The 14,221-nt window shown below is 65.8% G+C and carries 13 protein-coding genes; 9 read left to right on the forward strand and 4 right to left on the reverse strand.

Annotated features, from left to right (window positions below):
• Positions 1 to 189: 189 nt before the first annotated feature.
• Positions 190 to 627: an Lrp/AsnC family transcriptional regulator gene (locus BA190_RS32190; protein WP_068298220.1), complete on the reverse strand. Its 438-nt coding sequence runs from the start codon at positions 625 to 627 to the stop codon at positions 190 to 192.
• Between the two features lie 137 nt (positions 628 to 764).
• On the opposite strand from BA190_RS32190, the gene BA190_RS32195 reads away from it, so the two are divergent.
• Both BA190_RS32195 and BA190_RS32200 read left to right on the forward strand, forming a co-directional pair.
• A complete protein-coding gene (locus BA190_RS32195) occupies positions 765 to 3,815 on the forward strand; it encodes an aminotransferase class III-fold pyridoxal phosphate-dependent enzyme (RefSeq protein WP_068298222.1) in 3,051 nt (1,016 codons plus the stop codon).
• Positions 3,816 to 3,938: 123 nt separating this feature from the next.
• Positions 3,939 to 4,712 carry a transporter substrate-binding domain-containing protein gene (locus BA190_RS32200; protein ID WP_068298225.1) on the forward strand — a complete coding sequence of 258 codons (774 nt, stop codon included), beginning with the start codon at positions 3,939 to 3,941 and terminating at the stop codon, positions 4,710 to 4,712.
• A gap of 142 nt (positions 4,713 to 4,854) precedes the next feature.
• Here BA190_RS32200 and eda read toward each other — a convergent pair whose 3' ends face one another.
• Positions 4,855 to 5,496: a bifunctional 4-hydroxy-2-oxoglutarate aldolase/2-dehydro-3-deoxy-phosphogluconate aldolase gene (gene eda, locus BA190_RS32205; RefSeq protein WP_068298228.1), complete on the reverse strand. Its 642-nt coding sequence runs from the start codon at positions 5,494 to 5,496 to the stop codon at positions 4,855 to 4,857.
• A gap of 106 nt (positions 5,497 to 5,602) precedes the next feature.
• Positions 5,603 to 6,541 (reverse strand): PfkB family carbohydrate kinase, encoded by a 939-nt coding sequence (locus BA190_RS32210; protein ID WP_245315023.1) that lies wholly within the window; start codon positions 6,539 to 6,541, stop codon positions 5,603 to 5,605.
• Between the two features lie 198 nt (positions 6,542 to 6,739).
• On the opposite strand from BA190_RS32210, the gene BA190_RS32215 reads away from it, so the two are divergent.
• The 7 genes from BA190_RS32215 (at position 6,740) to BA190_RS32240 (ending at position 12,798) form a co-directional block, all read left to right on the forward strand.
• On the forward strand, positions 6,740 to 6,931 hold the full coding sequence (locus BA190_RS32215) for a twin transmembrane helix small protein (RefSeq protein ID WP_068298234.1): 192 nt from the start codon (positions 6,740 to 6,742) through the stop codon (positions 6,929 to 6,931).
• Between the two features lie 105 nt (positions 6,932 to 7,036).
• Positions 7,037 to 7,366 carry a hypothetical protein gene (locus tag BA190_RS37000; RefSeq protein ID WP_082980193.1) on the forward strand — a complete coding sequence of 110 codons (330 nt, stop codon included), beginning with the start codon at positions 7,037 to 7,039 and terminating at the stop codon, positions 7,364 to 7,366.
• A 298-nt stretch (positions 7,367 to 7,664) separates the two neighbouring features.
• Positions 7,665 to 8,249: a cob(I)yrinic acid a,c-diamide adenosyltransferase gene (locus BA190_RS32220; RefSeq protein WP_068298237.1), complete on the forward strand. Its 585-nt coding sequence runs from the start codon at positions 7,665 to 7,667 to the stop codon at positions 8,247 to 8,249.
• A gap of 143 nt (positions 8,250 to 8,392) precedes the next feature.
• Positions 8,393 to 9,580: a lytic murein transglycosylase gene (locus BA190_RS32225; protein WP_068298298.1), complete on the forward strand. Its 1,188-nt coding sequence runs from the start codon at positions 8,393 to 8,395 to the stop codon at positions 9,578 to 9,580.
• 113 nt (positions 9,581 to 9,693) lie between these two features.
• A complete protein-coding gene (gene irrA, locus BA190_RS32230; protein ID WP_082980194.1) occupies positions 9,694 to 10,203 on the forward strand; it encodes an iron response transcriptional regulator IrrA in 510 nt (169 codons plus the stop codon).
• Between the two features lie 153 nt (positions 10,204 to 10,356).
• Positions 10,357 to 11,214 (forward strand): LysR family transcriptional regulator, encoded by an 858-nt coding sequence (locus BA190_RS32235; protein ID WP_068298241.1) that lies wholly within the window; start codon positions 10,357 to 10,359, stop codon positions 11,212 to 11,214.
• Between the two features lie 189 nt (positions 11,215 to 11,403).
• Complete coding sequence (locus BA190_RS32240) at positions 11,404 to 12,798, forward strand: amidohydrolase family protein (RefSeq protein ID WP_068298246.1); 1,395 nt, start codon at positions 11,404 to 11,406, stop codon at positions 12,796 to 12,798.
• Positions 12,799 to 12,900: 102 nt separating this feature from the next.
• On the opposite strand, the gene BA190_RS32245 is transcribed toward BA190_RS32240, so the two are convergent.
• Complete coding sequence (locus tag BA190_RS32245) at positions 12,901 to 14,148, reverse strand: YbfB/YjiJ family MFS transporter (RefSeq protein WP_068298248.1); 1,248 nt, start codon at positions 14,146 to 14,148, stop codon at positions 12,901 to 12,903.
• Between the last annotated feature and the right edge of the window lie 73 nt (positions 14,149 to 14,221).

The following is a 14,221-nucleotide window of genomic DNA, read 5'->3' on the forward strand; positions in this document are numbered from 1 at the left end:
GGACCAAGCCGGAAAACGGCCTTAACGGGCCGGGGTGCACACGGTCTCTCGCCCGCACCCATCCTGACACATTCCAACTACACAGGGTGCACGGGCATTCTGCCTGTTCTTCCCCTCCTCAGACACAGCGACTTCGAGGTATGGCAGCACCAAGACCAAGTACGATGCCCAGGCAACTGGAAAACGCCTTCACCCCATCCGGTCGATATCCCGCCGCAGCACGATGGCGGTGGTGAGGTCGTCGACCTCCTCGAGCAGGGCGACGCTGTCGCGGATGGTGTTGAGGCGGCCGATGGAGGGAGCCTCGACTTCGACCACCAGGTCGAGCTGGCCGCCGATCGAGGAGACCCGCCGCACTTCGGGATAGGCGGCAAGCTGGTCGAGCACGCGCGGAGCCGGCGTGCGCACCAGGTTGATCATCAGGAAGGCGCCGACCGCGCCGTCTTCGAGCGTGCCGACATCGGCGCGATAGCCGCGGATGATGCCGGCGCGTTCCAGCATCAGCACGCGCTCGCTGGTGGCGCTGCGCGACAGCCCGATGCGGCCCGCCAGGGTTTTCAGCGGAATCTTGGCATCGCGCGTCAGGATGCTGAGAATGGTGCGGTCTTTGTCGTCGAGATCCTTCATTACCGCTCTTCTTAGCCGCCGGACGTTTGCCGGTCAAAGCCGGCAATCGGTCGGTCGAACCGGCGGATAAACGGGTGCTCCGCTGGCCAGCCCAGGCGATGCTCAGCGTATCGTAGCCTCGCCGAAAAGCTTGTTCCATGACCGATCTGACCCATCCCGCACCCTCCCTGTCTCCAGCCGAGGCTCAAGCGATTGCGCGGGATGTTTTTGGCGTCGAAGGCGCAATCAGCCCGCTCGCCAGCGAGCGCGACCAGAATTTCCGCATCGAGGTTCCCGGCGAACCGGGCTTCGTGCTCAAGATCGTCAATGCCAGCGAGCCCCAGGAGCAGAGCGATTTCCAGACCGCCTTGCTCGATCATCTCGCGGCGCATGCACCCAGTCTGTCGGTGCCGCGGCTCAAGCGCAGCCGGGATGGCAAGGCCCTCGCCGAGGTGCAGGCGGAAGGCGGGCCGTTCCGGGCGCGCATGGTCGAATGGCAGCTCGGCGAGCCGCTGGCCAAGGCCGAGCGCACGCTCGAAACCCTTGCTGATCTCGGTCGCGTGCTCGGCGAGCTCGATCGTGCCATGCAGGGCTTCATCCATCCCGGCGCGCTCCGCAGCTTCGAATGGGACATCCGCACGGCCGGAGAGGCGCGCCAGCGCCTTCATTTCGTCGCCGATCCGGAGAAGCGGGCGCTGCTCACCCGCTTCCTCGACCGTTTCGACGCCGATGTGGCGCCGCGCCTGCCGGCGTTGCGCGCCGCCGTCATCCACAACGACGCGAATGACTGGAACGTGCTGGTCGCTGCCGACGGCTCGGGCCGTGTCGCCGGCCTGATCGATTTCGGCGATGCGCTGCATTCCCTGCTGATCGCGGAACTCGCCGTCGCCTGCGCCTATTCGATCCTCGACCTCGCCAATCCCATCGGGGCGGCCGCGGCCATCGTCGCAGGCTTCCACGCCGCCTATCCGCTGCAGGAGCAGGAGATCGACGTCCTCTTCGACCTGATCGCCATGCGCCTGGCCACCAGCGTGACGATGTCGGCCCAGCGCCACGACAAGGTCGCCGACAATCCCTATCTCGCCGTCAGCGAAGCCCCGGCCTGGACGCTGCTGCAACGGCTCGATGCCATCAATCCGGTCTTTGCCACCGCGATCCTGCGCCAGGCCTGCGGCTTCGACGCCGTGCCGGGATCCCGGGCCGCCATCGGCTGGATCCGGGCTGAGGCCAAGGGCTTCCGCCCGGTCCTGTCGCAGCATCCGGCGCGGATGCGCAAGGGGCTGGTGCCCTATGGCGACCCGGCCAATCCGATGACGGTAGCCTCGGCCGCCGAGGAGCCGGAAAAGGCCACGGCCTGGTGGGACGAACATTGCGCGCGCGAGGGCATCGATCTCGGCATCGGCCCCTGGGGCGAGGAGCGTACCGTCTATACCAGCCCGATGTTCGAATCCCGTCTGGTGGCGGGCACGCGCCGCACGCGCCATCTCGGCCTCGACCTCTTCCTGCCGGCGGCTACCAGGCTGTTCACGCCGCTGGCGGCGACGGTGAAGGAAGTCGTGATCGAGACCGAGGCGCTCGGCTATGGCTGCCTGATCAAGCTCGAGCACGCTCCCGCGGGCTGCCCGCCCTTCGTCAGCCTTTGGGGCCATCTGGCGCATGAGGCTGTCGGGCGCCTGAAGCCGGGCGATCGCCTGGAGGCCGGCGATCTCGTCGGCGAGATGGGCGCTCCGGCCGAGAATGGCGGCTGGGCGCCGCATCTGCACCTGCAACTGTCGACCGCGACCGGTCTCACCGCCACCGAGATTCTCGGCGTCGGGGAAGCGCCCTACCTCGAGGTATGGGCCGAGCTATTTCCCGATCCGGCCGAATTCGCCGGTGTGCCGCCCGAGACCTTCCACCAGAGCGGCCGCAGCCGCGAGGCGATCGTGGCCGAGCGCAAGCGCGCTTTGCTGCCCAATCTCTCGATCTCCTACCAGGAACCGATCAAGTTCGTGCGCGGCGAGGGCGTCTGGCTGATTGATGATCGCGGCCGGGCCTATCTCGATTGCTTCAACAATGTCTGCCATCTCGGCCACGCCCATCCTGAGGTGGTGGAAGCGCTGGCGCGGCAGGCCGGAATCCTCAACACCAATACGCGCTATCTGCACGACAATATCGTCGAGTATGCCGAACGGCTCACCGCCACGCTGCCCGGCGAGCTGACGGTGGCGAGCTTCGCCTGCACCGGCAGCGAGGCCAACAGCCTGATGCTGCGCATGGCCCGCACCCATACCGGCCGGGACGAGGCGATCGTGCTGGACTGGGCCTATCACGGCACCACCCAGGCCCTGATCGACCTCAGCCCCTACAAATACAAGCGCAAGGGCGGCGAGGGCCGCAAGGCGCATGTCTTCGAAGCCGCCATCCCCGACAGCTATCGCGCCCCGGCGGACTGGCCGGTGGCGGAGATCGCCAGCCGCTATGCTGAGAGCGTGGCTGGTGAGATCGCCGACATGAAGCGGCAGGGCCGGGCGCCCGGCCTGTTCATGGCCGAATCCATCCCCAGCGTCGCCGGTCAGGTCTTTTTGCCTGAAGGCTATCTGAAGGAAGTCTACGCCATGGTGCGTGCGGCCGGGGGCCTGTGCGTCGCCGACGAGGTGCAGGTCGGCTTCGGGCGGGTCGGCAGCCATTGGTGGGCCTTCGAATTGCAGGACGTGGTGCCCGACATCGTCACCATGGGCAAGCCGATCGGCAACGGCCATCCGATGGCCGCGGTGGTGACCACCAAGGAGGTCGCCGCCTCCTTCAACAACGGCATGGAGTATTTCAACACTTTCGGTGGCAATCCGGTCTCCTGCGCCGTCGGTCTCGCGGTGCTCGACGTGATCGAGCGCGATGGCCTGCGCGCCAATGCCCTCGCCATGGGTGACTATCTCCTCGCCCGCTTCCGCAAGCTGCAGGAGCGCTACGACATCATCGGCGATGTGCGCGGGCAGGGGCTCTTCCTCGGCATCGAGCTCGTCACCGACCGCAAGACCAAGCAGCCGGCCACCGAGTTCGCCCGGGCCGTCAACAACGGCGCCCGCCGGCGCGGCGTGCTGATGGGCACCGAGGGGCCGCATGACAACGTCCTCAAGCTGCGCCCGCCGATGATCTTCTCGAAGGCCGATGCCGATCTCCTCATGGAAGTCCTGGAGGAGACCTTCGAGGAGGTGAGCGGGCTGCGATAGGGCAACGATTGAGACGCGACTTGCCTTCTCCCTTGCGGGAGAAGGCTTTTGTCACTGTCTTCCGACATCAAACGACCCGGATGCCTCGAATGCATTCGGAGAAAACCAGAGAGGAAACCAGCCATGAAGACCAGGATATTTGCGACACTGCTCGCCGGGGCGTCACTGCTCGCTGCCACCGCTGTGGCCCAAGCCGATCCGGTGAAGGTCGGCATCGCCGCCGAGCCTTACCCGCCGATCGCCTTCAAGAACGCCTCGGGTGAGTGGGAGGGCTTCGCGCTCGATTACGCCAAGGCGGTGTGCAAGACAGCCAAGCTCGATTGCGTGATCACCCCCATGGCCTGGGACGGCATGATGCCGGCGCTGCAGGCCGGCAAGATCGACGTGATCTGGGGCTCGATGTCGATCACGCCGGAGCGCCAGAAACAGATCGCCTTCACCATTCCGATCTACAACACACCGTCCGTCTTCATCGGCAACAAGGCCGACAAGTTCGACTTCGGCTCCGGCGGCCTTGCCGGCAAGAGCATCGGTGCGCAAGTGAGCACCATCCATGCCGCCTATATCGAGAAGGCTCATCCGGAGGCGACGCTGAAGGTCTATAGCCAGCAGGATCCCGCCAATGCTGATCTGGCCGCCGGGCGCATCGACCTGATCATCGGCGATGCCGTCGGCATGCAGGGCTTCCTGACGAGCTCGGATGGCGCCTGCTGCGAAGTCAAGGATTTCCCCAAGGATCCGAGCTTCGACACCGGCATCGGCGGCGGCATGCGCAAAGACGATACCAAGCTGAAGGCCGCCTTCGACGATGCCATCCGCGCTATCTACAAGAGCGGCGAGTTCGAGCCGATGGCCAAGAAATACTTCAAGTTCGAGGTCGGCACGCCGCCCAAGTGAGGTAGAGAAGGACGTTTCTCCCGGGTGCGCGGACGTCTCGTCCGCTCTTGGAAACGCCGCGCTTGGGGTGAGAAAGATGCGGACGTCGCGACATGCAAGCATGTCGCTGTGACGTCCGCGCACCCGGGAATTCTGCTTACCCTTATCCCCCTGCCGCTGCGCGCGCCGCCTTGAAGATGGCGGCCTGATGCTGCAGACAGGGCGAGCCGGGCGTGTGGCGCGAGGGCAGCATCCAGGAGCCGCCGACAGCGACGATGTTGCGCACTGCGCCATAGGCCGGCAGCAGCGTCGTCTCGATGCCGCCCGTGGTGACGAAGCCGACGCCTTCGAAGATGTTGGCGTAATCCGCCAGCACTGCGGGACCGTTGGAGGCCTCCGAAGGGTAGTATTTCATCAGCGCATAGCCATATTCGCAGGCCTGCATCGTCTCCGAGGCCGTCTGCACGCCGGGGATATGGGGCAGACCGCTGGCGGCGACCAGCGCCTGCAGCGCGGGCGTGAGGCCGGGGCTGACCGTGAAGTCCGCGCCGGCGTCGAGGGCCTGGCGCACATGGCTCGCCAGCAGCATGGTGCCGGCGCCGAACAGGCAGCGGGGATGGCGCGCCTTGGCAGCCTTCAGCACCGCCGGCGCCTCGGGCGTGCGGAAGAGGATCTCGATCACGGGGGCTCCCGCTGCCACCAGGCCGTCGATATCGCTTAGACCCTCGTCTGGATCCTTGATCGCCATCACCGGCAGGATCGGCGTTTCGGCGAGGCGAGCCCGCAATTCGGCAACATTTGTCATTTTTCCTTCAGACCTGTTCTTTCCAAACTATAGTGTTTTGCGATTTGACGGAGTCCCCTCGAATCGCAAAGACACGTCGGAACAAAGAGTTAGAGCAAATAGGCGTTCACGCCTGAACGCGTTCTGCTCTAGACAGCATCGCCTCCACCTCGGCCCGGTCGGGTGTGCCCAGCCGCCCGCCGAAGCTGCGGCATTTGAGGGCGGCGGCGACATTGGCGAAGGCGATGGCCTGCGGGATGGATGCCCCTTCGGCGATGGCGAGGGTAAAGGCACCATGGAAGACGTCGCCCGCCGCCAGCGTGTCGACAGCCTCGACCGCGGGCGGGCGCAATTGCTCGATCCGGCCTGTTTCACGGTCGAGCCAGAAGCAGCCCTCCGGCCCGGCCGTGACGGCGAGGAAACCGGCGAAACGACCGGCCAACACACGCAGCGCCTCGCCTGGGCTGGAGGTGCCGCTCAGCGCCAGCGCCGCCGGTTCGGAGAAGACGACATGGCTCGCCAGCTCGGCAAGTTCCATTGTCACGCCGGCCGGGCCGGTATCGGCATCGAGCACGGCGGGGCGGCCGGCCGCGCGCGCCGCCTTCAGCACGGCGGCTGCACCCTCGGGCCAGCGTATGTCGACGAGCGCGGCGTCGGCACGGGCGACCAATTCGAGCGGTAGCCAGGACGGATCCTGGCCGAGCGCCGGATCGTAATAGGGCACCACCAGCCTCTCGCCATGGCGGTCGACCAGCACGGTCGAGATCGGCGAGCGTGCGCCCCGGGCCCGACGGATGAAGCGGCAGTCGATGCCGGCTGCCGTCAGGTCGGCAACGATATGCTCGCCGATCGCATCATCCCCGACGCGTGAGAGCAGGGTGCTGCGCCCGCCCAGCCGGGCGATCGCGGCAGCGGCACTGGCGGCCATGCCATGGGCCACCTCCGTCACCCGGCTGGGCAGGACCTTGCCGGGACCGCTCGGCAGGCTATCGAGCTGGAAGATCGAATCGAAGGAAGAGGCGCCGCAGCACACCACATGCACGATCTTGCCGGCTGACTCGAGCACCGCTCTCTCCCTCTGCGATGAAAACAACGTCATCGAACGAAGGGGGCCGCGGCGCGGTATTCGAGCGGATGATCGCATTTGTCATAGCATTGCCCGCGCCGGCGGTGGAAGGGCGCCGCCCCACCGGCGGCCGCGACTTTTTCGACCGGATGCCATATCGGCCTCGACGCCGGCTAAGCGAAGGCATAGAACCCCGGGATGGCCAAGTTCTTCTATATTCTCGTGCCCTTCGCCATTCTGGCGGTCGCCATCGTGCTCGGCATGGGCCTGCACAACATGCTCAAGGGCGGCGATGGCTGGCGTTCCCAGCGGCTGATGCAGATGCGCGTCCTGTTGCAGGCCGTGGCGATCATCATCATCATGGCGGCGATCTATTTCGCTCACAAATAAGTGACGAAAGTTCTCCCAGTTCTACGATTTCTTGAATATAAGCTTCATCTTGCATTCACATTTCGTTGCGTAACCTCGGCTTGCGTATTAACCGAGGAACGATTCATGCGGAATTTTTTGAAGATTGCATTGGCTTCATTGGTAATCTCTGCTCCATTGGCAAGCGCTCAGGCCCAAAATTTCTTTCCGCGCCAGCAACAGCAGCGCGACTGGAGAGATCATCGCCCCGGCAACTGGGGGGGACAACACCGGGGACCTGACCGTTATCCCAGGGGCTGGGGACCAAATCGCCGGCCGGATGGTGCCGGCTATTACCACGGCTATCGCGGCTATCGCGATTACCGGCCGGGCTATCGTCGCCACCGTGACGGCATGTGGTATCCCGTGGCGGCGTTCGCCCTCGGTGCGATTCTCGGCGGCGCTCTGAGCCAATGATCCGATAAGGCCATGTGGCGGCCTGGCGAGCCGCCGCATGGCCTGTCCCGGTCACTGGCATCGCGCCGTCGGTGCCATAAACCGTCCCGCGTTTACGTTTGAGTCACATCCGGCCCCTAGGGTCCGCCCGTCCGGTACCTGTTGGGGATAACGTGGTGCCGGCACAAGGCCCGGCCGGATGCTCTCCTGGCCGGGCCGCTTAAGGCATTTGCCTTTGTGCTTGCCGGCCCCCTGGATTGCGTCGCTGCCCCGGCAATGACAATGATCCCCGAAACCCAAACAATGCGGGGCAAGCGCCATGGTTCGTCTCAACAAGATCTACACCCGTACCGGCGATGACGGTTCGACCGGGCTCGGTACCGGTGAGCGCCGTTCGAAGGCCGATCTGAGGGTCGAAGCCTATGGCACGGTCGACGAGGCCAATGCGGTGATCGGTCTCGCCCGCCAGTACAGCGCCCGCGAGGATGCGGATATCGATGCCATGCTCGCCCGCATCCAGAACGATCTGTTCGATCTCGGCGCGGATCTGTGCACGCCCGAGGGCGGCGAGAAGGAGATCACCTGGACGCCGCTGCGTATCGTGCAGGCCCAGGTCGACCGGCTGGAGCAGGAGATCGATGCCATGAATGCCGATCTTGCGCCGCTGAAGAGCTTCGTGCTGCCGGGCGGCACGCCCTGCGCCAGCCAGCTGCATCTGGCGCGTACCGTCAGCCGCCGGGCCGAGCGCGTGATGGTGGCGCTGTCGCAATCGGTGGGCGAACTGGTCTCCGCCGAGGCGCTCGCTTATGTGAATCGCCTCTCCGACCACCTGTTCGTGGCGAGCCGCTACCTCAACCACAAGGCCAGCGGCGACGTGCTCTGGGTGCCCGGCGCGAACCGTTGAGCGTCCTGCGCCCGCAGGGCAGAAGGCACTGGCGCCATTTCCCGTCATGTCCGCGCAATCATTGCGCGTAATTAATCCGGGCCCATCCCGTTTCGGCCGGTTTGGCCATCTTTCATTTACCTTGATGAATCATGATCATGGCCATGAAAAAGACAGTCCTGCCTGCCCTTGCGCTGCTCGCCCTCTCCGCTCTGCCGGCGTCGGCCGCCTCCTTCCAACAGTGCCTTTCCGCCATCGGCGCGCGTGCCGGTGCGGTGGGGGTGTCGTCATCGGTGATCAACCGGCAGTTCAGCGGCCTGCAGCCGGACATGACCGTGATCGACGCGATGAACAAGCAGCCCGAGTTCAAGACGCCGATCTGGGACTACATGGCCTCGCTGGTCGATGCGCAACGCGTGGCAGACGGCAAGCAGATGCTGGCCCGATATGGCTCGGTGCTCTCCGGCGTGCAGCGGCGCTACGGCGTCGACCCGGCCGTGGTGGTGGCAGTGTGGGGCGTCGAGTCCAACTATGGCGAGAGCAAGGGCACGCGCCCGCTGGTGCAGTCGCTGGCCACGCTGTCCTGCTATGCCGGCCGCCGCCAGGCCTATTTCCAGGGTGAGCTCATCGCCACGCTGAAGATCATCCAGCGCGGCGACGTCAATCCCGATCATCTGGTCGGCTCCTGGGCAGGCGCCTTCGGCAACACCCAGTTCATGCCCTCGACCTTTCTGCGCCTCGCCGTGGACGGCGACGGCGACGGTCGCCGCGACGTGGTCGATTCCGTGCCCGATGCGCTCGCTTCCACCGCCAATTACCTGGCCCGCTCCGGCTGGACCTCCGGCACGCGCTGGGGCTATGAGGTGCGCCTGCCGCCCGGATTCAAGGCCGGCCTGGCGGGACGCACCAAGAAGCGCCCGCTCGGTTCCTGGGCCGCGATGGGCGTGACCCGCATCGATGGCGCTCCACTGCAGGGCGGCAATGCCCGGGCCGCCATCCTGCTGCCGGCCGGGCCGCAGGGGCCGGCCTTCGTGGTCTTCCGCAATTTCGATGCGATCTATTCATACAACGCCGCCGAATCCTATGCCCTGGCGATCGCCCACCTGTCGGATCGCATCCGGGGCGGCAGCCCCTTCGCGACGCCCTGGCCGACCGACGATCCCGGCCTGTCGCGGGCGCAGCGCAAGGAATTGCAGGCTCTGCTGGCGCGCAGGGGCTATGATGTCGGTACGCCCGACGGCTCGATCGGCGCCAAGACCATCCAGGCCATCCGCGATGTGCAGCGCCGGCTCGGCCTGCCGGTCACCGGCCACCCTGGGTTGAAGGTCTTGACGGCCCTGAAGCGAGGCTGATCGCCAAAAAGCGCCATTTTTCCAGGGGCTAGTTGGCATCAGCCATTATGATGATTGCGTCTGCGGCATCACTTGCCCTAGAATGTCGCCGAGAAAAGTTGTAGAACCGCATCATGTCAGCGACCACAGTCATTCACTTCGATCGTTCCGCCAAGGCGGCCACGCCGGATGCATCGCCCTCGCGCGAGCTTTCCTCCCGCGACCACCAGCGCACGGGCTGCCCGTTCCATGACGTGCGTTCGATGCTGCGCGACGTCGGCCTGAGGCCCACCCGCCAGCGCCTGGCGCTGGGCTGGCTGCTGTTCCAGAAGGGCGATCGGCACATCACCGCCGAGATGCTGCATGACGAGGCCTCCAAGGCCCGGGTGCCGGTCTCGCTCGCCACCGTCTACAACACGCTGCACCAGTTCACCGAAGTCGGCCTGCTGCGCGAATTTGCCGTGGACGGGTCGAAGACCTATTTCGACACCAATGTGCATGAGCACCATCATTATTTCGTCGAAGGCGACAATGAGGTGCTCGACATCCCCGGCGAGGTCAACATGGCCGAGATGCCGCAGGTGCCGGCGGGCTACGAAGTTGCGCGCGTCGACGTGATCGTGCGCCTGCGCCGCAAGGACTGAGGCATTCTCCATCGAGTTTGATGAAACGGCGCGGCTCGACCGCGCCGTTTTCTTTTGCGCATGCCTTGGTCATGCACGTCTTCGTTCCGAGCAATCGAGCCCGCTGTGGTCTATTGTCGGGCGATCGAACCGAGAGGTGCCGGCGGTGGGCGCATGAATCGCTATCCGATGTTCAATCCGCAGCTGCTGAACAGCTTCGTGTCGGTGTGCGACACCATGAGCTTCACCCGTGCGGCGGAACGCGTGTCCCTGTCGCAGTCCACCGTCAGCCAGCAGATCCGCCGGCTGGAGGAGATGCTCGGCAAGCCGCTGTTCGAACGTTCCTCGCATCAGGTGCAGCTCACCGAGGAGGGTGTGAAGCTATTGGGCTATGCCCGGCGCATCATCGCCCTCAACGAGGAGGCTCATGATGCGCTGACGGGACTGTGGCGCGATGGCGTGCTCCGGCTGGGCATGCCCGAGGATTATACCGTACCCACCGCCGACCTGCTCGCGGTCTTCAGCCGGGAGCACCCGCATCTACGGCTCGACGTCACCAGCGGCCTGAGCGCGGATCTGCATGCCGCCTACGGCCGCGAGGAACTCGACCTCATCCTGGTCAAGCAACGGCGCAGCCAGCCGCCGCGCGCCGCCAGGCCCGAACCCCTGCTCTGGCTGGACAGTCTGGCCCATCCGGCCATCGAGCAGGCCCCGGTGCCGCTGGCGGTGTTCCCGCCCAACGGGCTCTATCGCGAGGAATTGTGCCGAGCCCTCGATGATCTCGGCCGGCGCTGGCGGGTCGGCTACAGCAGCGCCAGCCTGGGAGCGCTCATGGCGGCGTCGGCTGCCGGCCTCGGCATCACCCTGCTGCCTGCGGGCTGCCGGCTACCGAGCCATCGCATATTGGGTGAGGCCGAGGGATTGCAGTCGGTGACCGATTTCGAGCTGGCGCTGTATTTTCGCGATGGCGCCGTCGATGCCGTCATCACCCTGGCGGAGCGGCTGATCACCTTCTGCGGGCTGCAGGCCTAGGGCAAAGTGCTTTGGGGCGTGGAAATCTCAGCCCTATGTGCATGAAAGACTGGCTATTCATTCGCGCCCTGTGGGTGGCCCCCATCATTTTCGAATCGAATGATCAGCATTGGCAAATGTCGCTGCCATAGAAATCCGCCCTCCCGTAAATTGGGAGCACAGGCAACCGATCGAGGGCAGGAAACCACCGTGGAAAACCACCAGCAACCGAACCGCAGGGCGTTTTCCGGCCGCAGGGAAACACTGACCACGCCGCCGGTGGCCATCGGGACGGCCAGCGGCAGTGCTATGGCTGCGACCGCCAGCACCAGCCGCCCGGCCGATGAAACCGGCATCACGACGCTGGGCGATCGCCACTATTATCTCCGTGACGTGCGGCTCGAGGAAGGCTTCGAGTATGATGGCGAGACGGTGATCGGCACCCGCAGCGCGCTCTATACGCTGGAGATCGAGGACGGCAAGATCGCGGCCCTGCATGCAGCCGGCACCAAGCTGGCAGACGGCCTGCCCTGCTACCAAGCACATGGCCAGCTCATGCTGCCGGCGATGCGGGACATGCACATCCACCTCGACAAGACCTTTTATGGCGGGCCCTGGCAGGCCCCGCGCCCGCGCCAGGGCAAGACCATCATGGACATGATCGCGCGGGAGCAGACATTGCTGCCCGCGCTGCTGCCCATCTCGCAGCAGCGTGCCGAGGGGCTCATCGCCCTGTTGCAGTCCAAGGGCAGCACGGTGGCGCGTGGCCATTGCAACGTCGACCCGATCAGCGGCTTGAAGGCCCTGGAGCATGTGCAGCGGGCGCTGGAGAACTATCGCGAGGACTTCTCCTGCGAGATCGTCGCCTTCCCCCAGCACGGCCTGTTGCATTCCAGGGTCGAGGGACTGTTGCGCGAGGCGATGGCCATGGGTGCCGCCTATGTCGGAGGGCTCGACCCGACCAATGTCGATGGCGCCATGGAAAAATCCCTCGACGCCATGTTCCAGATCGCACTCGATACCGGCAAGGGCGTGGACATCCACCTGCATGAGACCAGTCCGGCCGGCGTGGCGGCGATCGAGTACATGGTCGATACGGTGGAGAAGAACGCAGCGCTCAAGGGCAAGGTCACCATCAGCCACGCCTTCGCGCTTAGCACGCTCTCGCCGCAGGCATTGTCCGAACTCGCCACCCGCTTTGCCGCGCAGGGTATCGCCATCGCCTCGACGGTGCCGATCGGCAGCTTTGTGATGCCGCTGCCTGAGCTCAGCGAGAAGGGCGTCTTCGTGATGACCGGCACGGACAGCGTGATCGATCATTGGTCGCCCTTCGGCAGCGGCGACATGCTGGAAAAGGCCAATCTCTACGCCCAGCTCTATGATGGCTCGGACGAGTTCCACCTCTCTCGCGCCCTGTCGATCGCCACCGGCGGCGTGCTGCCGCTGGACGGCAGCGGCAAGCGCGCCTGGCCGAAGGCCGGCGACGAGGCGGGGTTCACCCTGGTTCCCGCCAGTTGCTCGGCCGAGGCGGTGGCCCGCATGCCGGCGCGCACGGCCACCTTCCACCAGGGCCGCATGGTCTATGGCAGCGTGGGGCAGGCCTGAGGGCAGGCCGGGATGCCTGTCCTCCCTTGCCTTCCTCTCCCCGCATGAAGCAGGGAAGAGCGAGGGTGATTCCCGGCATGCTGGTCCCGGGCCTGGCCCGCTTCAACCTCCCGAGTGTTGCTTTGGCTCCCCCGACTTGTGGGGTGTGCGGCCGATTCCATTCGTGGCGAGATCGATCGCCAGGGCGAGGACCATCGCGGCCGCGCCGATCGCGAAGAGCAGGCGGTAATTGCCACCGCTCCGGGCGAAGAGGAAGGACAGGGCATAGGCGGCGCCGGCCTGGAACAGGGCGAACCACACCGTCGCCAGGCTCCAGGCGCGCTTTTGCCGGGCAGGGTGGTGCGGCAGGAGTTCGTGGATGCGCCCAATGACCAGCGGTACCGTGCCGGTGACGAAGGCGCCGACCACGAGGCTGGAGGCGATCAGCCATGGCTGGCCCGTGACACCCACGGGCAAGGCCACCGCGGCGGTCTCGAGCAGGAAGGCCGTGCGCAAGGCGGCGCCGAAACCGATGCGGTCGGCAAGGTGGCCGGCCAGGAGAGGGCCGATGGTGGCACCGATGCCGAAGACGATCCAATAGAGCGCGCCGACCTCGACGCCTTCACCCAGGCCCCGGGCGACGAAATCGACCAGGAAGATCATGTGGGGCACCCAGCCGGCGGCATTGAGGGCGTATTCGGCATAAAGGGCGCGCAGGCTTGCCGTTCGCGGGGCATGGCCGGACGCGGCCGGCTGGGCCACCGCATTCTCGCCGCGCGGCCAGCCACTCCAGGCGGTGGCCGTCAGCAGCAGCGAGAGCGCACCGAGGCCAAGCCAGGCCTGCCGCAGTCCCTGCTGCAGGAGCAAGGGCACCAGCGTGCCGGATGCGGCAATGCCCGCTCCGATGCCCATGAAGATGGCGCCGCCGGCAAGTCCCCGCCTTGCCGGTGCGATATGGGCGAGGACGGTTGGGGCCGCCAGGACCATCAGCGTGCCACCCGCCAGCCCGGCGGAGAAACGCCAGGTGAAGAACCAGGCAAAGCCGAGCGGATAGGCGCAGGCGAAAAAGCTGAGGGTGGCCAGGGCCATCATGGCCCTGAGGGTGGCAACGGTCGAGAAACGTCCAGCCATCGGCCGGCCCATGAGGGCACCGGCAAGATAGCCCGCCAGATTGGCGGCGCCGAGATAGGCGGCCGTCGAGGGTTCGAACCAGCCCGCATCGACGATTGCCGGCAGCAGCGGCGTATAGGCGAAACGGGCGAGGCCGATGCCGATCAGGCTTGCGCAGAAGGCAGACAGGATGGAGCGCCACGGGTTCGGGCTGTGCTCGCGGGAATTCCCGTCACGGTCCAAGATGATGGTGCCGGCCATTCGTCGACCCTCGATTGTCGCCCTTGACGACCATAGTGGGCTGAGACAATCTATAAAAACGAATATAAGAGAT

Source organism: Labrys sp. WJW, assembly GCF_001676615.1.
GTDB classification, from domain to species: Bacteria; Pseudomonadota; Alphaproteobacteria; order Rhizobiales; family Labraceae; genus Labrys; species Labrys sedimenti.